Origin of the sequence: Paenibacillus profundus, from assembly GCF_021369635.1 — a bacterium.
Taxonomy (GTDB): Bacteria; Bacillota; Bacilli; order Paenibacillales; family Paenibacillaceae; genus Paenibacillus_B; species Paenibacillus_B profundus.
In genome coordinates this window covers 388,747-412,439 of record NZ_JAJNBZ010000003.1, presented here as the reverse complement: position 1 = coordinate 412,439, position 23,693 = coordinate 388,747, and the positions used below count along the sequence as shown (strand labels likewise).

19 protein-coding genes and 3 pseudogenes are annotated in these 23,693 nt (G+C 47.8%); 16 read left to right on the top strand and 6 right to left on the bottom strand.

Annotated features, from left to right (window positions below; translation table 11 throughout):
- Nucleotides 1–34: 34 nt before the first annotated feature.
- Both LQV63_RS07140 and LQV63_RS07135 read left to right on the top strand, forming a co-directional pair.
- Complete coding sequence (locus LQV63_RS07140; protein ID WP_233696168.1) at nt 35–625, top strand: TetR/AcrR family transcriptional regulator; 591 nt, start codon at nt 35–37, stop codon at nt 623–625.
- 248 nt (nt 626–873) lie between these two features.
- Nucleotides 874–1,302: pseudogene (locus LQV63_RS07135) on the top strand (erythromycin esterase family protein).
- A gap of 91 nt (nt 1,303–1,393) precedes the next feature.
- Here the strand turns inward: LQV63_RS07135 and LQV63_RS07130 are convergent.
- Nucleotides 1,394–2,740: a hemolysin family protein gene (locus tag LQV63_RS07130; protein ID WP_233696167.1), complete on the bottom strand. Its 1,347-nt coding sequence runs from the start codon at nt 2,738–2,740 to the stop codon at nt 1,394–1,396.
- A 241-nt stretch (nt 2,741–2,981) separates the two neighbouring features.
- Between LQV63_RS07130 and LQV63_RS07125 the strand changes: the two genes are divergently transcribed.
- Complete coding sequence (locus LQV63_RS07125; protein ID WP_233696218.1) at nt 2,982–3,749, top strand: DUF1836 domain-containing protein; 768 nt, start codon at nt 2,982–2,984, stop codon at nt 3,747–3,749.
- Between the two features lie 145 nt (nt 3,750–3,894).
- Nucleotides 3,895–4,758, top strand: coding sequence for a GNAT family N-acetyltransferase (locus LQV63_RS07120; RefSeq protein WP_233696166.1), 864 nt, complete (start codon nt 3,895–3,897; stop codon nt 4,756–4,758).
- A gap of 110 nt (nt 4,759–4,868) precedes the next feature.
- Here the strand turns inward: LQV63_RS07120 and LQV63_RS07115 are convergent, their stop codons facing one another.
- On the bottom strand, nt 4,869–6,269 hold the full coding sequence (locus LQV63_RS07115) for a DUF4179 domain-containing protein (RefSeq protein WP_233696165.1): 1,401 nt from the start codon (nt 6,267–6,269) through the stop codon (nt 4,869–4,871).
- Nucleotides 6,269–6,802, bottom strand: coding sequence for a sigma-70 family RNA polymerase sigma factor (locus LQV63_RS07110; RefSeq protein ID WP_019423431.1), 534 nt, complete (start codon nt 6,800–6,802; stop codon nt 6,269–6,271). Before LQV63_RS07110 ends, LQV63_RS07115 begins: the two co-directional genes overlap by 1 nt.
- A 732-nt stretch (nt 6,803–7,534) precedes the next feature.
- Between LQV63_RS07110 and LQV63_RS07105 the strand changes: the two genes are divergently transcribed.
- Both LQV63_RS07105 and LQV63_RS07100 read left to right on the top strand, forming a co-directional pair.
- Nucleotides 7,535–8,560, top strand: coding sequence for a GNAT family N-acetyltransferase (locus LQV63_RS07105; RefSeq protein WP_233696164.1), 1,026 nt, complete (start codon nt 7,535–7,537; stop codon nt 8,558–8,560).
- A gap of 378 nt (nt 8,561–8,938) precedes the next feature.
- Nucleotides 8,939–9,124, top strand: a pseudogene (locus LQV63_RS07100) (MmcQ/YjbR family DNA-binding protein); the annotation flags it as partial.
- Between the two features lie 188 nt (nt 9,125–9,312).
- On the opposite strand, the gene LQV63_RS07095 reads toward LQV63_RS07100, so the two are convergent.
- Nucleotides 9,313–11,376, bottom strand: a complete 2,064-nt coding sequence (locus LQV63_RS07095) for a serine hydrolase (RefSeq protein ID WP_233696162.1) — start codon at nt 11,374–11,376, stop codon at nt 9,313–9,315.
- 360 nt (nt 11,377–11,736) lie between these two features.
- On the opposite strand from LQV63_RS07095, the gene LQV63_RS07090 reads away from it, so the two are divergent.
- The 3 genes from LQV63_RS07090 to LQV63_RS07080 all read left to right on the top strand — a co-directional run bounded on the left by LQV63_RS07090 (nt 11,737) and on the right by LQV63_RS07080 (nt 15,397).
- Nucleotides 11,737–12,663, top strand: a complete 927-nt coding sequence (locus tag LQV63_RS07090) for a manganese-dependent inorganic pyrophosphatase (protein WP_233696217.1) — start codon at nt 11,737–11,739, stop codon at nt 12,661–12,663.
- Nucleotides 12,664–12,812: 149 nt separating this feature from the next.
- On the top strand, nt 12,813–13,814 hold the full coding sequence (locus tag LQV63_RS07085) for a hypothetical protein (RefSeq protein ID WP_233696161.1): 1,002 nt from the start codon (nt 12,813–12,815) through the stop codon (nt 13,812–13,814).
- Between the two features lie 656 nt (nt 13,815–14,470).
- Nucleotides 14,471–15,397, top strand: a complete 927-nt coding sequence (locus tag LQV63_RS07080; protein WP_233696160.1) for a DMT family transporter — start codon at nt 14,471–14,473, stop codon at nt 15,395–15,397.
- Nucleotides 15,398–15,602: 205 nt separating this feature from the next.
- On the opposite strand, the gene LQV63_RS07075 is transcribed toward LQV63_RS07080, so the two are convergent.
- Nucleotides 15,603–16,367 carry an endonuclease/exonuclease/phosphatase family protein gene (locus tag LQV63_RS07075; RefSeq protein WP_233696159.1) on the bottom strand — a complete coding sequence of 255 codons (765 nt, stop codon included), beginning with the start codon at nt 16,365–16,367 and terminating at the stop codon, nt 15,603–15,605.
- Nucleotides 16,368–16,811: 444 nt separating this feature from the next.
- Between LQV63_RS07075 and LQV63_RS07070 the strand changes: the two genes are divergently transcribed.
- From LQV63_RS07070 to LQV63_RS07060, 3 genes and pseudogenes are all read left to right on the top strand, one after another.
- Complete coding sequence (locus tag LQV63_RS07070) at nt 16,812–17,405, top strand: PAS domain S-box protein (RefSeq protein WP_267933921.1); 594 nt, start codon at nt 16,812–16,814, stop codon at nt 17,403–17,405.
- A gap of 66 nt (nt 17,406–17,471) precedes the next feature.
- Nucleotides 17,472–17,756 (top strand): histidine kinase dimerization/phospho-acceptor domain-containing protein, encoded by a 285-nt coding sequence (locus LQV63_RS07065; RefSeq protein ID WP_233696157.1) that lies wholly within the window; start codon nt 17,472–17,474, stop codon nt 17,754–17,756.
- 39 nt (nt 17,757–17,795) lie between these two features.
- Nucleotides 17,796–17,948: pseudogene (locus tag LQV63_RS07060) on the top strand (ATP-binding protein); the annotation flags it as partial.
- 30 nt (nt 17,949–17,978) lie between these two features.
- Here LQV63_RS07060 and LQV63_RS07055 read toward each other — a convergent pair.
- Nucleotides 17,979–19,379 (bottom strand): sulfatase-like hydrolase/transferase, encoded by a 1,401-nt coding sequence (locus LQV63_RS07055; protein WP_019423447.1) that lies wholly within the window; start codon nt 19,377–19,379, stop codon nt 17,979–17,981.
- Between the two features lie 471 nt (nt 19,380–19,850).
- On the opposite strand from LQV63_RS07055, the gene LQV63_RS07050 reads away from it, so the two are divergent.
- The 4 genes from LQV63_RS07050 to LQV63_RS07035 all read left to right on the top strand — a co-directional run bounded on the left by LQV63_RS07050 (nt 19,851) and on the right by LQV63_RS07035 (nt 23,562).
- Nucleotides 19,851–20,804, top strand: a complete 954-nt coding sequence (locus LQV63_RS07050) for an ABC transporter permease (RefSeq protein WP_019423448.1) — start codon at nt 19,851–19,853, stop codon at nt 20,802–20,804.
- Nucleotides 20,794–21,744, top strand: a complete 951-nt coding sequence (locus LQV63_RS07045) for an iron chelate uptake ABC transporter family permease subunit (RefSeq protein WP_019423449.1) — start codon at nt 20,794–20,796, stop codon at nt 21,742–21,744. The genes LQV63_RS07050 and LQV63_RS07045 overlap by 11 nt, the downstream gene beginning before the upstream one ends.
- Complete coding sequence (locus LQV63_RS07040) at nt 21,738–22,496, top strand: iron ABC transporter ATP-binding protein (protein ID WP_019423450.1); 759 nt, start codon at nt 21,738–21,740, stop codon at nt 22,494–22,496. Before LQV63_RS07045 ends, LQV63_RS07040 begins: the two co-directional genes overlap by 7 nt.
- Before the next feature lie 112 nt (nt 22,497–22,608).
- Nucleotides 22,609–23,562: a siderophore ABC transporter substrate-binding protein gene (locus LQV63_RS07035; protein WP_233696155.1), complete on the top strand. Its 954-nt coding sequence runs from the start codon at nt 22,609–22,611 to the stop codon at nt 23,560–23,562.
- Nucleotides 23,563–23,693 lie beyond the last annotated feature (131 nt).

The following is a 23,693-nucleotide window of genomic DNA, read 5'->3' as shown; positions in this document are numbered from 1 at the left end:
GTATTAAAAAGGCAATATCTGTTATACTGTGCTCATGCCTAAAATTGTGGATCATGAAGAACGAAAAGAAAAACTTGCGGAGGCCACCTGGCGGGTTATCCGCCGGGAAGGAATGGAGCGCGCATCTGTGCGCACCATTGCGATGGAAGCCGGAATTTCGGCGGGATCGATGCGCCATTATTTTTCCACCCAATCCGAACTGTTGGCCTTTTCAATGAAACTGGTATCCGATCGGGTGAAAGCCCGCATCAGAAGCAGCGAATTTTCGGGGAACCCCCTTGAAGATATCCAGCGGATCATATATGAGATATTGCCCGTAGATGAAGAGCGAAGTGCAGAAATGGAGGTGTGGCTCAGCTTTACGGCAAAGGCACTCGTAGATCCGGCTCTTCAATCTTTAAGCAATGAAGTGTACGATGAGCTGAGAGCGACCATTGCGCACTGCATAGACTTCCTTATTGATTCTGGCTTGGCGCGTCCCGATCTTAACCGGGAGATCGAATCGGAGCGTTTGTATGCGCTTGTTGACGGCTTGGCCATGCACGCTGTCATGCAGCCTGGCCGCGCTACTCCTGACGTGCTTAAATCTGTTGTCTTGCATCATTTAGAGGCTCTTTGCCAATGATCCGATCGCTTTGTTCGGGGATTCGTTTAGGCGATAACAAAGTGGGGAAGCACAGGACAGAAGTCAGCCCTAATGCATATATCAGCATTGGGGCTGACTTCTCCTTTAAGTGACAAACGGGGTCATTCACTTCGACTTTATCGGTAATACATGGTGACCAAAAGCTTTATCAAGTAACGCGCTAGCCTCTTGACGAAGCAAAGGTTTCACTGCCCTTGTGTCGCAAGGAATTGTGGACCTAGGAACACATGGGAAAAACGATTGTATGGGCTCACAATGGACACATTGCAAAAACAAATATGCTGCCGCAAGTATATGCTGGGCAGCATTTGGCAGAGTATTACGGTGAACACTATGTATCTATCGGAACCTCCTTGTATGAAGGCTAGTTTAATGCTTTAAACTCGAATAATGAGGTTGTTGCCAATCAAATACAAGCGGACGATCTAAGCAGCTTTAATTATACTCTTGGAGAAGTCAATGCGGACCAATACTTTGTCGATGTGCGCAAGGCAAGCGGGGTAACGAAAGAATGGTTGAACGAACAGCGTCCTTTTGCAATTGGATTTGCAAGTGCCGATCCTAGTAAACCTAGCTATGTGGACATTTCGTTAAGTCAGGCGTTTGACATCCTCATTCATATTCAAAAAGCGGCCGTCTCTCAGCTTAACAGCTAGAGCACAAAATGAGGGCATCCGGTGTTCGGATACCCTCTCATTGCAATAAGTTCTTGTCAACAAGCACATACTTGGTTTCGAAGGTTGTGCATTAATGAATAGAGCAGTTTTGTTCCACTGGAGCATCTTCGCTATCTGGCGCAGGTTCATTTTCTTCAATGATCACTTCTATTTTGCGGATCCGGTTTTTGCTTATGTCCCGAATAATCATTTTGACATGCTCATATTGGATTTCTGTGCCCGGCTGAATATCGGGGAACTCGCTGAATACCCAGCCTCCGATAGTGTCTACCTCTTTATTTTCGATAATAATTCCGGTAAGATTGCTGAATTCGTGCAGATTCACCTTGCCATCGATCAAGTAGCAGTTCTCATCCAACTTCTCGATATCTCTTCGTTCATTAGTGTCAAATTCATCTCGTATTTCTCCGACAATCTCCTCGAGGATATCTTCGATCGTAATCAAGCCGGATGTTCCTCCGAACTCATCTACAAGCAACGCAATATGAACCCGTTTTTGCTGCATTTGCTTTAGCAACGATTTGATTGGAATGACTTCGGGCACAGTGAGAATCGGATGCACCAGCTTCTTGAAGTCAAAGTCCGGATTGTTGTCGTATTCTAAGAAGAGCTGCTTCGTGTTGATCATACCTACAATATGGTCTTTACTGTTGATTGCGACCGGAAAACGGGTATACTGTTCTTTGCGAATAATGGTCATATTCTCTTGCAGGGAACGATTTGTATATAAACAGATCATGTCTGTGCGTGGCACCATAATTTCTTTGGCCAGCAACTCATCAAAAGCGAAAATTCGGTTCACATAACCAAATTCGGTGTTGTTGATTTTTCCGCTTTGATAGCTTTCGGACAAGATGATTTGAATTTCTTCTTGAGAATGTGCTTCTTCATGCTCCTTGACCGGCTTCAATCCGAACAGACGGACTAGCAGGTTGGCGGAACCGTTGAGGATCCAAATGAAAGGATACATTATTTTATAGAAATATATAATCGGTTTAGCTGTTAGTAAGCTGATAGCTTCAGCCTTCTGAATCGCCACTGTCTTGGGAGCAAGCTCGCCGATAACGACATGCAGGAATGTAACCGATATAAATGCAATTAAGAATGACATGACATGGCTGATATCGCTTTGAATGTGCCATTTGTCAAAGATGGGGCGCAGCATGGCTTCTACTGTAGGCTCTCCTAACCAACCTAGTCCCAAGGCTGTAATGGTGATACCCAGCTGACATGCCGACAAATATCCATCCAAGTTGCTAGTTACGCGTTGAACGGCCAATGCATTTTTGCGTCCTTCCAGCACGAGTTGATCCACACGACTGGAACGGAGCTTTACAATAGCAAACTCCGTAGCGACGAAAAAGGCGGTCAACACAATGAGTATGGCAACTATGAATAGATTAAATCCTATGCCCATATTACTTTGTCTCATCCCTTTTTATATTAGATTTTGGAGTTCATTTGAACTAATTATACGAACTTATAAATAGATATACAAATAACCGCTTCAAACATTGAAGGCTAAACCAGCACGTTAATTCCGTTAAATAGAGTCAACGCATTCATTTTCTTAGTTTTACTGTTCTTTACAAGCGATTTCTAATGGTGCTATGATTGGTTCACATGAACTTGTAATATGCTGTGAGGAGGGAAGCATGATGGAGTCAATGACGCTTACGAGAAAAGAGATGTCATCCTTATTGCTTTCGCTGCAAGGAAACCACGAACAGTCGCCACTAACTATTCTACAAACGGCGTGGTCTAAAAATCACCAGCAAGCCTGTCAGAAGGGCGCTTCGCTCCCTGCTTTTTTGACGACGGAGATGCGTCCTGTCATTGAGAAGGTCATCCAGGGTATCCAATTCAACGGTTTTTCTTTGCAAGAGATTGCAGATCTCGGGAGTCTGATCGAGTATTCGAATGTTTCGATTACATCCATACAGAATTGGGTCAAACGTGACTTTAAAGAGTTATTTGTCATTAAGGAAGGAAGAAAATATTCCATTAATCAAGCCGCTTTATTGTTTATTATTGATGATTTGAAAAGCAATTTGGATTTTCTTTCTATCCGCAGGCTATTCCATACTTTGTTTTTTGGCAGGGAAAAGGACATTACTGAATTTATTGAGCCTGTTCAGTTCTATTATGCATATTCTACCATGTTCGAAGAATTGGATGCGAATAATGACCAGATGTTCGATATTGTCGGGCATACTTCGACCGCGAATTCCCAGGATACGCTATTAGATAATATGGTGAAGGCATACGCCGATCGAGTCGCCCAGTCGATGACGGGCATATCCAAGGCCCAGCAAAAAGGGGTAAGCAATATTCTTGTCATCTCGGCCCTTTCCGTTCAAACCTCCTATTTGCAAGCGGTAGCAAAACGTTATTACAATGCGACGGTATTTCTTGATTTCGATTGATGACCTAATGAAATTATCAAGTCCTTCGGATATGTGAAGAACATTTTGGAGGATTAATATGGAAAATTGTCAAATATATTAATCAAGTATGAGCCAATAGATTGTTTTTACTTATGATGAAAGGTGTGGTAGGTTGCGGCAAGGGTTGATATGGAAGCAAGGACTGGACGAACAAGAACAGGCGGAGATTCGTGAACTGGCTGAAGCGTGTGAAGAGCATGACGGCATCCGATTGAAGCTGAATTGGGATATGCTGCAGGCACGGCCGGCGGATCAAATGAATGATGTGCTTTATTACAAGGATGGCAAGCTGGTGGCGTTCCTTGGCATCTATATCATTATTCCGGCGGAAGCAGAGCTGAGCGGAATGGTGCATCCCGATTATCGCCGGCAAGGGATGTTTATGCGAATGGTGGAAGAAGCGTGTGAGCAGTTATCTCGGCGGGGGCCGAAGGAAGTCATTTACATCTGCTCGCGGGATTCCGCTTCCGGCGTTGCATTTCTGCAGCGGCGCGGGTTGCCGTATGCGTTCTCCGAATACGTGATGGAGCGGAAAGATGCTGATAATGCGCCGCTGCCAAGCGGGCAGCAGCGGGAGATCCATTTGCGCGAAGCTGGGGCTGATGATGTGACCATGTTGGCTGAGCTGAACCGGGTCGGCTTCGGCCTGCCGGAGCAGGAAGCGGGTGACTTGGCGACGGCAGCGCTATCGCCGCAGGAAGTGACGTACATCATTGAGAGCGGCGGCCGAGCCGTCGGCAAGCTTGGCGTACTGCTTGAGGGAGATGCGGCGTTCATCTATGGCTTCTGTATGCGCCCGGAGGAGCGGGGCCATGGATTAGGGCGGGCCGCTCTTGCCGGGACGATCGAGCGGCTGCGGCGCGAGTCGAACATCGCGCGCTTCCAGCTGGAGGTAGCCGTCAGCAACGAGCGCGCGCTCGGATTGTATGAGTCGTGCGGCTTTCGCAGGACGAATGTCATTGATTATTACAAGGAATCGCTATTATAGCCATAACACGACACACCCCCTGAAGACACTGAGATATGCTATGCTCAATGTCCATTCCAGGGGGTGTCTTTCTGCGATAGGCTGTAGGCATCTTTCACGGCATCATGTTGTTACTGTAAAGGGATTTCGAATTCGAGCTCCTTGAAGAAGGTGGCCTTCCGCATTTTGCTTGTATAGAATTTGATTTCTTTGTCTTTTTGCAGTGGCTGATCATCACATTCCATAACGTACGAATATATCCCATTTTCTACTTTCAATAACTTGTTTCTATACCACACTCGCTCACCGTCTTGTATAAGCAGTATGGCGTTTGTTTGATCTTCCGGGGAGTTGCCCTCAACATCATAGTGCAGCACCGTCTTATCCGGGTTGAACGCAATGCTTCGTATCGTAATCGAACCGATTTCTCCTTGCTGTACGGTTACCGGCAAAGCATTCGGATCCAGTACAACGGCGTTGTCCCCATAGCGTTTTCCGGAATAATAGGGCTTGAATATGAGCTTTTTGGCATGCTCGGGCAATGGGGCGTAATCAAATACAAATTCCATGGTCACCGTGTTATTATCGGTTTGCACACTCGCTCCTCCTTTACCGCCCATCGATGGAATAATAAATCCGCTCTCATCCGTTAAGATATAGGAACTATTCCATCCACTCCAGTTTTTCTTATGTTTATCCGGCGAGGTATCCTCTGCAATCTTGAATCTCACTTCTGTTCCGAGTGGCGTCGAGATTACGGATTGAAGGGTGATAGAGCCCTTTCCATTCTTTATTTGCTTCGTTTCCATCGGAACTATTTTTAGGGTTTGTGAATCATTGAATTTGACAGGGACGTTGAACTCCCAGTTCCCGCTTACCTCTCCCACCTGCTTGATTGAAAATGGAACGGTGAACTCGTCGGGCAGCTTGGTGTCACGCTCCGCTTCCAAGCCATAGACAGATTCGAACTTCAAAATTCCAATATTTTGCGCTGGCGTTTTTGAAATCATCCATGTCGCTTTATGCGTCCATATGTCGCTCACATCAGCATAATAGTCACGTAATTCAATCTCATATCTGTCCCAGCTGTTGTCAAGCGCAGGTAATGCATTGTCCGATTCCTCCTGGATTCCGAGCACGACCTGGACGCCGTCGTACAATACTTCTGTAATGGTAAGGGTAATGCCCTGATCGGCGGCGCTTAAATGAGCAGGCGCGGACAATCCTTTCCGGTTCGCATTTTGGAGGCCTTCATCACCGAGCGTTTCAAAAATTTGGCCGATAAACGGCACTTTTTTCAGCGTCTCCGCCATTACGGGGGACACGAAGCCGGACACCAACGTGCCGCCAATGATAAGGATGACAGCGGCAGCAACCAACCATGGCTTGCGGTTAGACGTTTTTCTTCGCACAGGCACAGCGTCGAGGGATTGAAGCGTCTCTTCCAGCCGCGTCTTCACCAGCTCGGGAAGCTCCGAGGCACATCCTGCCGTTAACCGCTGACGAATTTCTTCATCCACTTTGGACTCCATCAGGTTGTCAGCTCCTTTCCGCTGCCGTTAGTGACATTCAATAGTTCGGCCAGTTTTTGACGCGCTCGGTAGAGGCGCGACTTGACCGTGCCGATAGGCTGATCCAGCATGTCGGCCACTTCTTTGAGAGGCAAATCTTCAATATAAAATAAAGTGACGACAATGCGCAGGTCTTCCTCCAGCGAATCGACAATCTCTTGGGTCTCAATATGCATGTAATCGTCTTCTTCCGCACGCGCATGCTGAAGTTCGATAAACGGTACGGTCTGTTTTCGCTTCCGCAAAATTGATCGGCATTCGTTCACCAATATCCGAACGAGCCAAGTTTTGAAATACCGCGGTTCCCGCAATGTATGAATAGAGCGGTACGCTTTCAGCACCGCTTCTTGAATTGCATCCGCACAATCCTCGTCCGAAGATACAATGGATTTGGCTATTCTGTAAAGGGAGGCTTCATGAGCCCGAATGAGCGTTCCGAACGCATCCTTGTCGCCTTGGCGGACCCGCTCTACTTCATGCTCTAGCTGCTGCAATGTTATAATCTCCTTTGTGACTTATTGCAAAATTGCCGTTCGCTGTTCAGGATGCGGCCGGGGAAACGATCATCTTCCAGAATTCCCCTTTATCATTGATCGTACCTTTGACGGTCGGTTTTCCTTTTTTGGCAAACGTATATTCATCATATTCTACGGATACCTCATAACCTTTCAAGTCCAAATTGAAGTATTGTTAACGCTTGCTTGGCGTCGTCCAGCACTTTCGGGTCAAGATCGGCTAAAGTTATTTTATTGATCTTCTCCCCCTGCTTCTGTTGTTACGCTCCGTAAGCAATGTTGTGCACCGGCAGAGCGGATAGGCTCGTCATAAATAGACCTGCAGCAATCGTTGCGGCAATTAATATTTTATAAGGTTTCATATCTAGTTCCTCCTCGTTAAATTGCATCTAATACATTAGAGTCGGTTGTGGAGCGGGGAGGTTCACGCAATATGAAAATTTTGTTTACAGCTATTTTATATTTATGATAGATTTGGAGTTAGATATTGGAAAGGGGAATTTATACTTCATGCCAGTTTCTTTGTAATGGTTGCCAAATAGCACGAAAATTCCGTGTTTGAACAACGGGAGAAGTGTGCCCTTTTGACCCATTACAAGGACTCAGCGAAAGTATTGCATATACTTGCGGAGTGCCTATTTGGGGCACTCCGTTTTTTGTTGGACAAATGCGGATACAGAAATTTCATTCACTTTGAGAGGTGTTTTATAAATGAGACAACAGCTTGGTTTTGCCACGGAATCGTTACGATTGAGAGAATTCACAAGGGCGGATATTCCCGCTCTATATTCACTGACCCGTCAAACGGAAATTACGGACATACTCCCGGACTGGAACATGTCCGAAGAGGAGATAAGGGGATTCCTGGATTTCGTCATCTCCTCTTATGACACCTATAATCCGGATAATGTCAGAGTTCTGTTGGCTATCGAGCACAGGCAAGACCGGAAATTAATCGGCTGGTGCGGAGTATTTCCGAACGACATGCTGCCTCAAGCGGAGCGGGAAGTCGCTTATGCGATATCGAAGGATTATCGAAGCAAGGGGTATACGACAGAAGCGGTGCAAGGAATGATTTCATACGTATTTCATCACTCGACCCTTCCAGAAATCGTGGCCATCGTCAAACCGTTCAATGCGGCCTCAAGAAAGGTGCTTGAAAAGTCAGGCTTCGAACATCAAAAGCTTATAAGGCTATCTGATAATTCCGACTATAACTATTTCATCCTTCAGAGGGGCGATACTCATATGATTAGAGACATACGAGAAGAAGATATTGAGCCTTACTTGGATATTCTCGCCGAGGTCGAGCATGTGAACTTGAACCGAAGCAATCCAGAGCACGAGCAGTGGCTGCGGAGACGGATTAGCACGCATTTTCGCCGGGGCGCCAAGTTTTATGGTTATCAGGATGAAGAAGGGGCGGCCGGAATTGTTGTCATGTTGCATGAAGAAGCGCCAGCAGGAATAGACGCGCTAGGAGCCAGAGCCGAAGTCCTTGATATCGGCGTGAGCAAGCAGCATAGAAGAAAAGGGATGGGCTCCATTCTCCTCAAGCATGCGGAAGCTGTGGCGAGAAGCCGGGGAGCGTATTGCATGTTCATGATGACATACGCGGAGGATTATGATGTCATCGCTTTCTACGGGAAAAATGGCTTCATTCCGGTTGCCACCATTCCCGATGTGTTTGGACCGGATCTGGAAGGAACTGCTGTGCTTCGTAAAGTTCTGCGATAAGTCATTTCGCAGAGGCAACGTGCCAGCTCCGCTTGATGGGAAGCGGAGTTGCATTGATTTACACGCTCGAAGCTGTCCCCGTTGGAAAATATACAGTCAAATGTGCGGAGAGTGCGATTAAATCGGATGCGGACTGGAATTTGTACAGCGGATCCGGCTGGTATGAGCAATATGCAGCGGAAACGTGTCAAAAGACTGTATAAATTCCAATGGAATCAAGTGCAAAAAGGGATACGCTTCTGTTTGATTGCACAAAATCCAATGGGGATGAGACAATGAGGACTCCGCGGAGCTGGTTCAGATGATTGTCACGTAAAAACACTCCATTATTGGGGGATATAAGTTTCAACTCAAAGTAGAAGGGGGACCTTTAAATTCAATGGCAAGTCATTTGTTATGATGGGCGAAAATGAAGAAGGCTCTGGCTTATCTTTCAAGTCGGACCAGGAAACCCAAGAAATCCTGCTGCAGCAAGGCCAATTTTTCAAAACTCCGTATATCGGCCATCATGGCTGGGTTTCGGTCAAGGCCATCGAGCCGCTGGAATGGGGGGAGCTGGGATAATTGCTTGAAGAAGCATATCTGCGGGCAGCGCCGAAGCGTTTGGTGAAGCGAGTGCGGACATGACATGAGCCTCGATTGGAGCGGTAAAAGAAAGAGCCAGCCTCGGAAGCTAGTGAAGTGCGTCCGAGGCTGGCTTGTTGCGGTATCCGGTTCTAGCGGGTTGCGGTTTGCCCCAGGCTTCAGCCTCGTTACTGCATCGGGCGGGCGAGGAACGTGCTGATGAGTGCGGCCGCCTCCTGGCGCAGCATGGCATGTGTTGAGTTGTAATCGACTGAGCCGTCCGGCTTCGGCGTTACTTCCGGGCCGTGCTTCTTGCCGGCAACGATGTATTTCACGGCCGGAAGCGCCCAAGAGCCGGTATCGCCAGATACCTTCGCATCCTGCTTCGGCACGCCGAGCAGGGAAGCGATCCGCCAGATGAGGGCGGCCGCTTCCTGACGGGTTATCGGCCGGTCCGGCTCGAAACGCTTATCGGCCGCGGCCGTGAGAACCCCCCAATCGACTGCCGTCTGGATGTCTTGTGCCGCCGCGTGGCCGATCGTGTCGGAGAAGGCCGGCGGATTCGCCGATCGCTTCAAATGCATGCTGGCCATTATCATCGAGACGAATTCGGCGCGCGTTATTGTCTTCCTCGGCCAGAAGCGTGCGCCTGCTTCAGCGGCAATGCCGCCCCGCATAACTAGGTCGCGCACATAGGAGCGATATGGATGCTCCGATCCGATATCCTTGAAAGCGATCTCTGTTGCGGGCAGCTTCTCGGACCAGGCGACATCTCCCTTGTCTAGATAAGCGATGCTGCCGTCCGCATTCCGTTTGAAGCCGATTTGTTTGCCTTGGTCGTTAATGAAGAGCAGGGGATCCACTTGGCGCAGCCGCTGCCGCCCGGAGAACGGATCGACCAATTCCAGCGTGCCGTTCGCTTGCGCTTCCACACGAAGAACATAGAAGCCTGTGCGCAAGTCGCGATAGCTGCCCTCGAACGGCTTAAGCTCTTTTTGCGTCGGCTTCAAGATGACAGGCTCCGGCCGATTATCCGGGTAATAGTGGTCCATGAACGACTTGAAGATGTATGTGCGGAAGTTACCGGTCATGCCATCGTTCCGGTTGAAAATGACGAACGCGCCTGTCTTATGCTCAGGCAGCAGCCACATCCATGAGCTGAAGCCTGGCAGATCTCCGCCTTTGCCGATGACGTTCTGGCCGTTAAAGGCCTCGCGGTAGCTCGTTTCGAAACCGTAGGACGCATTCGGCAGCTTTGAATGCGAGGAGACCTTCACTTCCAGCATGTTGCGCACCGTTTCTGGTTTTAAGATGCGCTTGTCGTTATACGTTCCTTCATTTATCATCGCAATCATGAACTTCGCCATATCGCCTCCGGTCGAGAGCAGGCTGCCATCCGGACTATCCGCAGGCATAAGCTCATAGTAGGGAAGGATCTTGCCTGTAGGCTCATAAGAGACTGCTAAGCTGGCCTTCGTCTCTGGCGTCATAACGAAGCTGCTGTGGTTCATGGCAAGCGGATCCAGCACATGCTGCTTAGCGTATTGATTGAACGGCATGCCGGCAACTTGCTCCACGATATACCCCTGCAGCATGAAGCCGAAGTTGTCATACATATAGGTCTCCCCGGGCTTGCGTACAACGGTCGGCATGAATTGGCGCAGGAAATCGGACGTGTTGTTAATGTTGGTGTTGCTCGGGGTATCAGAAAAATCAAAACCGCTTGTATAGGTCATCAGGTGCTCCGCCGTCAGCGGACCATCGATCTTTCGCGGAATTTTGATGCCGCCCATATAGGCTTCGACATCCTTCTTCAAGTCTATTTTGCCCTGTTCGGCCAACTGCAACAGTGCTGCGGAGGTGAACGGCTTCGTGACGGATGCTACGCGCATGACCGTATTCTCGGGATCCATCGGCTTCTTTGCCGCTACATCAGAGTAGCCATACCCCTTGCTCAAGATTACCTTGCCGTCCTTCACGACCACGAAGACGGCGCCGGGGACGTTCTTCAGCTGCGGGGACGTGAACAGCTTGTCGGCGAACGCCTCCACTTCCTTCGAATCCGTCGGCCCTGCAGTTGCTGACGGTGTTTGCACGGTTGGCGCGGCTGTGGAGGACGAGGCAGGCTTGGCAGCGCCTGGGCCTTCCGCCGCGTAGACTGGACCGCACAGCGACAAGGCCATCGTCAGCGCGAGTGTGCAGAGCAGTCCCCTTTTACCTGATTGTCGGGTATATCGTTGTCGTGTTTTCATTTCGATTCCTCCTTATCCGAATGACCGGATGAATGAATTGGAAATTCCAATATCATCCTGTAAGACTGTGGAAATTCCCTATTCCCCTTCAACTGATTTTCTCAATTTTAAAAAATGTTTGAAACCGTTCGAGGGTCCTGATTCGACGGAGATGATACCGCGAAAATGGACAGCCGGTGGAGAGACGGAGAACAGTTACTATTACCGGGTCACGATAAGGGGGTTCTACTTATCTATATTGTTTAAAATAGTGCCCTCAAGATTACATATCTAGCTTACTTTTGTCAGAACGCCTTTATTATGAAAGAGTTCTGGTGTATAATTTTGCTCAGCAGAATATATGAAAAAAGGAGTAAGATGATGGATAAAATTCTGATTTTCGGACATAAAAACCCTGACACCGATACGATTTGTTCCGCAATTGCATACGCTGATTTAAAATCCCAGCTGGGCTTCAATGTGGAACCTGTCCGCCTCGGCAGCGTTAGCGGGGAGACGCAATTTGCATTGGATCATTTTAAATTCGATGCGCCTCGCCTTGTTGACACGGTAGCGAACGAAGTGAAGGGCGTTATTTTGGTCGATCATAACGAACGCCAGCAAAGCGCCAACGACGTCGATCAAGTTCAGGTGTTAGAGGTCATCGATCACCATCGCATCGCCAATTTCGAAACGAGCGGTCCTCTGTATTACCGGGCCGAGCCTGTCGGCTGCACCGCGACGATTCTGAAGAAAATGTACAAGGAACACGGCATCTCCATCCGCAAAGAAATTGCGGGATTGATGTTATCCGCAATTATTTCCGATTCTCTATTGTTTAAATCCCCGACCTGCACGAAAGAAGACGTGGCGGCAGCCCGTGAATTGGCGGACATCGCCGGCGTGGATGCAGAAAGCTATGGCTTGGATATGTTGAAAGCCGGTGCGGATCTGAGTGACAAGACGATTGCGCAGCTCGTCTCGCTTGACTCCAAGGAGTTCCAAATGGGCAGCGCCAAGGTGGAAATCGCACAAGTCAATGCCGTGGATGTCAACGATGTTCTGGCACGCCAAGCTGAAGTAGAAGCGGCCCTGTCTACCATTATTTTTGAAAAGGGATTAGACTTGTTTGTCTTCGTTGTAACGGATATTTTAAATAATGACTCCGTTGCATTGGCCCTTGGCCGCGCAGCAGATGCTGTCGAGAAAGCATACAACGTGTCGTTGGTTGATAATAAAGCCGTTCTCAAAGGCGTTGTATCGCGCAAATCGCAAATCGTGCCTGTATTGACGGAAACGTTGAAATAATGTGAGCCGTATCATGAAATACATCCAATAGAAGAAGAGGCTGCCCAATTGTGCCGGGCAGTCTTTTTTTTGCGTGAGTGTAAGAAAGCCTGAACTTGGATTGTATTAGGAGTAGAAATTTCACTAACAATCGAAGGAAGGGATTACACATGACAATGAAAAAATGGATGATGGGCATGACAATCGCCAGCTTGCTGCTTGCTTCGTATCCGATGAATGCGGCGTATGCCGCCGAAACCGTCATTATCCAAGAGACAGTGAACACAAGCGACAGCCAGCCGGAACAGTCAGTCATTGACGCGGCACAGAAGGAACTGCGCGCCTTCTTGAACGACTCGGCAGTCGAATTGGAAGTTGAGAAGAATGGGATTAGCGATATTTCACCTCTGTGGATCTTTAAGAATAAGGTTGGACGCGGGCGCATTCATGTTGATAAGAAGACAGGCGGTATTACGGGCATATTTGCCGACTATAAGTGGAGTGAATTGAACGAATCAGTCAAGGATACGGCGACGCAGGTGATTCGCAAGCTTGATCCGAACAAAACGTTCGCAGCGGAGTCCGTCAGCCGGGAGAAGAAGTTCCTGAGCGACGGCACGGTGCATGAGTGGGTTATGACGGGGAAAGAGATCATGATTACGCTTGATGCGGATACACTCAAAGCGAAAAGTGCTACGATTAGTTACCCGTTCGACCAGGCGACAGACAAGAAGGCGCTAAATGCCGGGCTGAACGCGCTGAAGACGATGAACGGCGGCAAAGCCGTGCAGTTGGATGTAGCAATCCATTACGCCGGTGAAAAGTATGATGGGTGGAAGTTCCATGACACCTTTGCCAATTATGTCGTGGATATTGAGTCGCAGACGGGCAAGGTAACAAACATCGACTTATGGGGGCACAAAGAAGCCGTCAACAAGACGGTTAAAGCCGTCAAAAAAGACAAAAAGCCGTTCTATGCGAAGAATCAGGCCATCGCCGCAGCCAAGCCGATGGTGAAGAAACTGTTCGATATCGACTTGACCGGTTATGATGTCGCCATCAAGAAGGATAATTATACGTTTATCAAGAAAGGCCAGCCGACCCTAAGCGCCAATATTGATGCGAAAGGCGGATTCTGGAGCTATACAGTGCTGGACCCGGATTCCAATTAGTGCTGCTCCCTTGCGGAGAAACCCTGTCTTCTTGAGGAAGGGTTTCTTTTTTTTGCGTCAATGCTAGATGGATCGCTTCCTTTCCCTTCACACGAGCGGCCAGTCTAATAATGGCCCATATGCCCATTCTCCCATTCGGTCAGCAGGGAACTCGTAGAGGTGTCCATTCTCCCATGCAATCAGGAGGATATCGCCCAAATCAAGCACATGAGGTTTCGGATTGCATGGCATGAAACGGCCGATGGACAGTGACAGTCACCTGAAGATATCTATTGGTGTGCTGTCTTCTGAATGAAGGGGAGAATGAAGCAAAGGACTGATAGAGACAAAGCGGCTCCATGGCAAGGTTTATAGCAGACATGCCGCATGTTAAATGTTGGGGACGTTTGACGGGTTGCTGGAAGGTCATTTACAATGTTCTCAATCTGTTGGCCTATGCCAGCTTAAGAAGTTTTGACAATGCAACCTGACTCTTGCAGTGTCCGCGCATTGTGAGCCGGGAGGCAATTCTGGATAATATATAGCTATGTTTGCTAAGCAAAAATGACTATCGATCGAGAAAGATATATAGGCTTCTTGGTAATTAAAGGTTGGCTGTATACAAAAAAAATAATATACTAGTAGTTATTGCTATAACATCTGGGGTTGATTCTAGTATGAAGTCATTATCACTGCCTATGGTTAAAATGATTATTTCGATGTGTATATTCGGTTCGATCGGCTTCTTCTCCGAACATACGGGTCTGCCGTCACTCGAATTGGTTTTTGTGCGTTGTATTTGTGCGACATTGTTTTTGAGTCTATGCTGGGTTCTGTCTGGACAATATAGACAAGAACGGTGGCACAAGAAAGAAGTCGCTCAAATTTTGGCCTGCGGCGTTTTTCTCGTATTCAATTGGGTGTTTCTATTCAAAGCTTTTGAGCTGATGTCCATTACGATAGCCATTTCTATCTATCATCTGGCTCCGGTGATCGTCATTCTGATCGGAAGTATCGTATTTAAAGAAAGATTGACGCTGCTGGCGTTTATGTCTATCGTCATCTGCTTCATTGGCACCTTGCTCGTCATTGGCCTCAATGGCGGCACATCACTTGATGAATTACTGTCTTCGGGCGTAATATGGGCGCTGCTGGCTGCTCTGTTTTATGCGTTTACGACATTGCTGGGCAAGGGCGTTGCGAATATGAGCGCCTATGCCATGACTGTATTGCAGACAACGCTCGGCATCTTCATTTTGCTGCCGTTTGTCGATTTCAGTGCTTTTGAAGGTGTGACTGCAAGCAATTGGTCCGCCATTGTAGCTACGGGATTCATTCATACCGGATTTGTCTATTATTTGTTTTTTGACAGCTTGCGTTATTTGCCGACGCGCATTATTTCAGCACTCGTATTTCTCGATCCGGCCGTAGCCATTCTGCTGGATACAGTGTTTACGGGATTCCGGCCGACCGGCATGCAGATGGCAGGCATTGTGTTGATTTTCGGCGGAATGGCATTCGCGTTGGTTAAGCCGAAGGTGAAGGAGACGTCCGGGCAGGCACATGCTAGGGTACAGCAAAATAGAGGAAGTAAGGAGCATTAATAATCGCATCCATCCTTATGAAAAGCATGTTATTTATATAATGCCTTTATTATGATACGGAGAATGATGGTCGTGTGCGTGCTTGGCTGACTTTTGTGGAATGGCAGTCGGAAAATGGAGCGCCGGGATTCTTAAAGTGAAATCGATCTCCCCTCGAATCGGGGATTGATTCCCGCTTATAGAGTTTCTGGCGCCCCTGTGCGCATTATCGTTCCCGCGATAACGACAATCTTGCCACGATTGGGTAATGATCCGACGCTAGCGTCTGGATAACCTCGCGCCGCTCTCCGAAGATAACCTCACTGCCAACGAGGATGTAGTCGAGCGTTTCATTTGCCTCCCCAGCAGGATACGTATATGCCATAGGCATATCAGCAAACACATTGCAAAAAGCTTGCGTCATGTGCGCAATTTCCGGACCATCCGGATAGGCGTTGAAGTCGCCCGCAACAACGGCAGAACCTGCTCGTGCTGCGGCAATTTCGAGAATTTCCTCTGTTTGCGCCATCCGTTCGTTCTCTTCCAGGCCGAGATGGGTCGCATAGAAAAACAGCCGGGCACCATTCACGTCGATTTCCGTCTCCAACAGCCCGCGCTGTTCGCTGTCGAAGCTGTTCAGCAGGTAATGGCGCTGCTTCACGATCGGGTATTTGCTTAACACGGCTATTCCGTATTGCCGCCGCTCGCTGCGTCCCGGCTCGGGGGCCCAATCCAAGTTGGCGCCATAGGCGTAATTCATCTCCAACTGCGCCGCCAATACGGCAATCGTATCCTCGTAGTTGCTTCGGTCCGCGAAGTGGCGATCGACCTCTTGCAGAGCGATAATATCCGCCCCGGAATCACGAATGACATTCGCAATCCGGACCAGATCGTACCGGTCATCCATTCCACGGCCATGCTGAATGTTGTACGACATGACGGTAAGCGAAGTATGCATCTCTATCATCATTTCACCCCTGAATGATTGCATGAATATCGTCCTTCGTTACCTACATTTGCATAGATTGCGGCAGCCGTCAATAGAAGTCCTCCAATCACTCCCAACCTTAACGAACGAATCCCATCATCGTCATAATCGTCTTCCGCTGTTGGGGGGCAGAGGCACTTTCACCGTAAGTATGGGTCAGTACCGCAATGTTGCTATGCCAATCTGCGCTCATTTTCCCCTTCCAACAGAGCCTGTCATGTATTACGTGTGCCTTGAAAGACAAAGGATACAATACATCGTTTATGGAAAAAAGTTGATTCGTGAACGAGGATATTCCATTCCTGTAGCGAATTATTCCGTACAAAACACATAAAATCAATATTTTGGTATTTGCCGTTCCTTATATTAAGACATACATCATTCCGTGCGTAATTCATTTATTGGGGATGTGGCGATTGAAAGGGGATACTCTCGAAGCAAATTGACTTGTTCGATTTCGCTTTCAACAATGCGTCTATTGGGATGGCAATCGTATCATTAGAAGGCTGCTTCATACAAGTTAATCGGGCACTATGCGACATGGTCGGCTACAATGAACGAGAATTACTGTCAATGAATTTTCAGTCGATTACCCATCAGGATGATTTGGAAGAAAATCTGGAGTATGTCAATCAGCTATTGAACCAGAAAATAGAAGCGTATCATATGGAGAAACGCTATATTCATAGGCTGGGTCAAACGGTATGGTGCATGGTTATCGCATCGGTTGTATATAACGAGAAGGGAGAGCCTGTCTTTTTATTCTCGCAGTTCCATGACATTACGGCAAAAAAGCTGACCGAAATTGTACAAAAGCAGACGGAAGACGTGTTAAGGGAAAAGGAAGAGTCCTTCCGCAACCTGTTGGAAGAGCTGCCGTTAGCCGTGCTCATCACTCAAAGCGGTGTATGTCAGTATGTCAATCGCGCCGCGCTCAATTTAATTGGGGCCGAGAGCGCAGAGGATGTACTGGGAACGTCCACGAACGATATCGTAGATCCGAGCAATCACGATAAGTTGGAAGAGAGAAGGCGCAAATAGCGTCAAGGGGAGAAGATAGGGAACGCCAAATATAAGATTACGTGTTATAACGGAGAGTTGAAGTATGTGGAAGGGATCTCGATTCCAGCTACCTATTGCGGAGAACGAGCGGTAATCGGGGTATTCCAGGACGTCACGGAACGGAAGAAAGAAGAAGAGCGGATGCTTCATTCGGAGAAGCTGTCGATTGTCGGCCAACTGGCGGCAGGGATTGCACATGAAATTCGTAACCCGCTCACCTCGATCAACGGATTTATTAAACTGATGCGGACATTAAAGGGAGAGAAGGAACAATACTATGACATCGTAGAATCCGAATTGAAAAGCATTGAAACATCGATGTTTTGTTAAGGGAGGAATCCGTATATATAACGATTCAAGACGAAGGATACAGGAACGGGCCTTGGCTTAATGGTCAGCTACAATATTATTGACAATCATGGAGGAAGCATATCGGTGGATAGCTTGCCGCAGCAAGGGACCACGTTTACAATCAGCTTGCCTGTCATTACGGAAGCGGAGCAACGAATAGATAGACCCTGAATTCCTTAGACGGAAATCCAGGGTCCAATTTCATTGCTCCTCGTACACCTTCTCACCGCGGCTGGCGAGACCGGCAAGACGCAGCTGACCGGAACCGTAGACGGCCTCTTTCGTCCCGTCCAAGGCAGGGTCGACATAACGGTGGAACCATGCTTCCAGCTGCGCCTTCATCGTGGCAGCTTGACGACGATAGTCTGGATGATCAATCAAGTTGCTGCGTTCTCCCGGATCGGCTGCCAGATGATACAGCTCGTGCGGGCCGTAAGGATAGCGATGAACATACTTCCATTCCTTGCTCCGAATCATGCGGACCGGACCATATTCGTCATAGATGACGATATTGTCCCGCTCCTGCATCTCTTCCCCGAGCAGAAGCGGGAGGAAGCTGCTCCCGGGGAGATGCTCAGCTTCGTCGTGTGTCAAGCCGACATAATCGAGCAGCGTGGGCATGAAATCATACCCGCTCACCAACTGCTCGCATACGATGCCGTGCGGGATCCTTCCGCCATGACTGAATAGCGCGGGAACTTTGACAGAGGTGTCGTACATATTTTGCGGGAACGTGGCGTTGCCTTTGCCCCATATGCCGTGATGCCCCGTGTTGAACCCGTTGTCGCTCAAGAAGATGACGAGCGTATTATCGCGCAAGCCCTTCTTATCCAGCTTGTGGAGAATCCGGCCAACGTTGGCATCCAGCGCCGTAATGGCGGCGTAATAGCCGATTGCATTGTCCCGCGGATTTTCTGGTCCGGGAGCGGTCGGAATGCGCCAAGGGTGTGCGGGTTCTTGCGGACACGTCTCGAATGGACAGTCAGCGTACAGGTCGGTGAAGGCTTGCGGATGGTTCCCAATCCAAGGACTGTGCGGCGCCGTATAGTGAACACTCAAATAAAAAGGTCGTGAACTGTCCTGCCATTCCAGGAACTGCAGTGCATCATCCGTAATGACATCGGTAATGTAGCCTTTTTCACAGACGAGTTCACCTTCCCGCACCATCGGCGCATTGTAATAGGGACTCCCTCCGGTCTGATGAACGAACCAGTGGGTGAAGCCTTTTTGCGGTGTCATGCTGTCACCAAGATGCCACTTCCCGCTGATGCCGCACACATAACCGTTCTCCGCCAAAATTTCGGTGAAGGCAGTCTGACCAGCCAAATACGGAATCGCGTCTGGTCCTATGTTTCCTTCCCGGATCCAGTCGTGAACGCCATGCTGCGATGGAATGCGCCCGGTGAACAGGGATGCCCGCGCCGGCGAACAGACGGGAGAGGTGCAGAAGAAGTTGGCGAACCGGATTCCCTGTGCCGCAAGCTGGTCGAGGTTGGGCGTGTGAATTTCATGATTTCCGGCGCATCCCATGGCCCATGCCCCTTGATCGTCCGTTAACACTAACACGATATTCGGTTTGCTGCCTGCCGCCTTATTTTGCATAAATACCGCCTCCCATAATATAGGTAGCTTATGAATTCATATCTGATTCCCATCGTGGCTGTGTGCATTCGCCTAGACCTTGCTGCATGTCAAGCTTGCCGGCAAGCTTGTCCAGAAAATCGTGGTGGTCGAATAATATGGGTTGATGTCGATTAACTGAAAACGATTACGTGTATTATAGCAGAAAATGGAATTGGAATTCACTATGAAAAAAAGGAGAGCTAAGCGGACCGCACACAATCGAGCAATGATATGATGAATAAAGGTAAGCTAACGACCATTGACAACACGTCAGTGATGATTTTATCATTTTCCAATGATAATTATTATCATTAATCTTGACACTCATTTTAAGGTAGGCTACAATACTCCCTGAGCTTATTGATAATGAATATCATTACTGCCTATATTTATCCATCATTTCGTATTTATACATAAATAAAAAATCACACTCTGCAAAAAGGAAGAGTCATGAAGAAAAGATACTTGGTTATCGCCCTCATTATTTTTTCATTTGCCTCGGTTTTTATCGGGGTCAAGGATATAACGCCGCTGGATTTATTTCATTTGTCGGATGACCAAGCACAAATTTTGCTCGTCAGTAGGCTGCCGCGCCTTATCAGCATTATTATTGCAGGCGTCAGCATGAGCATCTGCGGCTTGATTATGCAGCAGTTAAGCCGCAATAAGTTCGTGTCGCCGACGACGGCGGGGACGTTGGACTCGGCCCGGCTCGGCATTCTCGTATCTTTGATGTTGTTTACGAGCGCCAGTCCGCTGCTTAAGATGATTGTCGCCTTTGTCTTTGCCTTGCTCGGAACTTTTGTATTTATGAAGATTCTAGACAAGATCAAATTCAAAGATGCGATCTTCATTCCGCTTGTCGGGTTGATGTTCGGCAACATTATCAGTTCGATTTCTACCTTTTTCGCATATAAGTATGATTTGATTCAGAATATGTCCTCATGGCTGCAGGGCGATTTCTCCATGATTCTTAAGGGGCGGTACGAGCTGATGTATATCAGCATTCCGCTCATCGTCATTGCTTACCTGTATGCCAATAAATTTACGGTTGCCGGAATGGGCGAGGATTTCTCCAAGAACTTAGGGTTGAATTACAAACGGGTCGTTAATATCGGCTTAGTAATTGTGGCTCTGGTGACTTCCTCGGTCGTGCTAACGGTAGGGACGATACCGTTTCTGGGCTTGATTGTGCCGAACATCGTGTCCATATACCAAGGTGATCATTTGAAGAACAGCCTTTCTCATACCGCTCTGCTTGGGGCCGTATTCGTCTTGTTCTGTGACATACTCGGTCGAATCATTATTTATCCGTATGAGATTTCGATTAGTTTGACCGTCGGTGTCATAGGAAGTGCTATTTTCGTTTACTTACTGATGAGGAGAAGGGCACATGGGCTATAAAGGAAAACTAGGAGTTCTCGCCACCATTGCCGTCGCGTTGATTGCCGTATTTGTATTTATCAAAATCGGAAACAACTGGGGCTATGTCCTTCCACGAAGAGGCATGAAGGTATTTGCAATTATATTGACTGGGGGCTGTATCGCCTTTGCGACGACCGTATTCCAGACGATAACGAACAACCGCATATTGACGCCGAGCATTTTAGGCTTGGATTCGCTATATATGTTAATCCAGACGTTCGTCATCTTCGTATTCGGCTCGATGAACGCGACGATAACGAACAGCAATATCAACTTTATTATTTCCGTTGGCCTTATGGTTCTGTTTTCAAGTATTTTATACAAAGTCATTTTCAAGCGCGAAGATCAAAATATTTATTTTTTATTGTTAATCGGATTGATATTCGGCACCTTGTTCGGAAGTCTGTCCACGTTCATGCAGGTGCTCATCGATCCGAATGAGTTCGCCATCGTGCAGGATAAGATGTTCGCGAGCTTCAACAATATCAAAACCGATCTGCTTATTATCGCCAGCATCTCGGTGCTGCTCGTGTCGTTGTATTTCATGCGATTCACCAAGTACTTGGATGTGCTGTCGTTGGGAAGAGAGCAGGCCATCAACCTGGGCGTCGATTATGATTATGTGGTCAAGCGGCTGCTGATTGTCGTCGCGATACTCATTTCCATCTCAACGGCGCTGGTTGGCCCTATCACGTTCCTGGGGCTGCTCGTCGTGAACGTGACGTATGAGTTCTTGAAGACGTACCAGCATAAGTTTTTGATTTTAGGCTCCGTCCTCATCAGCATCATCGCGTTAGTCGGGGGACAGTTGATTGTGGAAAGAGTATTTACGTTCTCCACTACCTTAAGCGTCATTATCAATTTCGTCGGCGGGGGTTACTTCATCTATCTTCTATTAAAGGAGAATAAATCGTGGTAGAAGTAAAAAATGTCTCAAAGCAATATGGGAACAAAAACGTGGTGGAACAGGTGTCCGTTACGATAGAGAAGGGCAAGATCACCTCCTTTATCGGTCCGAACGGGGCAGGGAAGAGCACGCTGCTGTCAATGATCAGCCGTCTGATTTCGAAAGACGCAGGAGACATTTACATCGACGAGCAAGATATCAGTCAATGCAAGAGCAATGATTTGGCGAAAAAAATATCGATTCTGAAGCAGTCCAATCATATCAATCTCCGGTTGACGATTCGGGAGCTCGTATCCTTCGGACGCTTTCCCTATTCGCAAGGCAGGCTGACGACAGAGGATTGGAAATATGTCGATGAAGCGATTGAATATATGGATCTTAAGGATATAGAGCATAAATATTTGGACCAACTAAGCGGAGGCCAGAAGCAGCGGGCCTACATCGCCATGGTCATCGCCCAAAATACGGAGTATATCCTTCTGGATGAGCCTCTTAACAATTTGGATATGAAGCATTCCGTGCAAATTATGAAAATTTTACGGAGACTGGTGGATGAGCTTGGCAAGACGATCGTTATCGTCATCCATGATATTAATTTCGCTTCCTGTTATTCGGATTATATCGTCGCGCTCAAGAACGGCAGAGTCGTCAGAGAAGGCACCACCAAGGAGATTATCGTCCCGTCCGTATTGCAGGAAATATATGATATGGACATTCAGATCGAAGATATCAATGACAACAAGATCTGTGTCTATTTCGCTTAACACGGGTTACAGCTTTCAATGATTCCGTCTGGTTTCATTGAAATGATATACATGCATTTTCAAAAGGGTCACGGTGCGAACAGCATCAATAAAAAAATATCGAGGTGGAAAAATGAAAAAGACAGTTATGCTTCTCATAATTGCCATGTTGGTCACGGTAGTAGCGGCTTGCGGGCAAAAGGAATCAAAAGGCGATGCGTCCAACGCAGCGGGAACAAACCAACCGGCTGAAGAGCTTACGATCAAGCATAAATTAGGGGAAACGAAGGTAAAGAAAAATCCTTCGAAGATCGTCGTGTTTGACTTTGGCGCATTGGATTCATTGGATAAATTAGGGATCGAAGTAGCTGCGATGCCGAAAGGCAACTTGCCGCCGTATCTTTCCAAATTCGAAGACGACAAATATACGAATGTCGGCAGCTTGAAAGAGCCGGATTTCGAGAAAATCAATGAGCTTGCTCCGGATTTAATTATCATTTCCGGCAGACAATCTGACATGTATGAAGAATTTACGAAAATTGCCCCAACGATTTACTTGGGTGTCGATACGGCGCGTTACATGGATTCCTTCAAAGAGAATGCAACGACTATCGGGCAAATTTTCGGCAAAGAAGACGAAGTGAAAACAGAACTGGCCAACATCGATGAATCGATTAAAAAGTTAAATGAAAAAGTGACGGCAAACAACAAAAACGCGCTCATCATTTTGGCGAACGACGGTAAAATCAGCGCATACGGAGCAGGTTCCCGATTCGGCATAATCCATGACGTATTCGGCTACACTCCAGTAGATAAAGATATTGAGGTTTCCACGCACGGTAAAGGCATTTCCTTTGAATATATTGTGGAAAAAGACCCGGACTACCTGTTCGTCGTTGACAGAAGCGCGGCAATAGGCGGCGAATCGTCTGCGAAGCAAGTAGTGGAGAATGAGCTGGTCAAAAATACAAAAGCATTTAAAGACGGCAATATCGTCTATCTGGATCCGAGCTTCTGGTATCTGTCCGGTGGCGGACTGCTCTCCGTTGCAGAAATGGTGAAGGAAATAGAGGCAGGCACCAAGTAAGACTTAACTATCAAAGTGCATGAAAACAGGCGTATAACGGGCCTGCTTCCATGCACTTTTTTTGTGCGTCTATTTACCTGATTCACCGTCGAGCATGCGCTTGACCTGTTCATCTATGCCATCCCAGAACG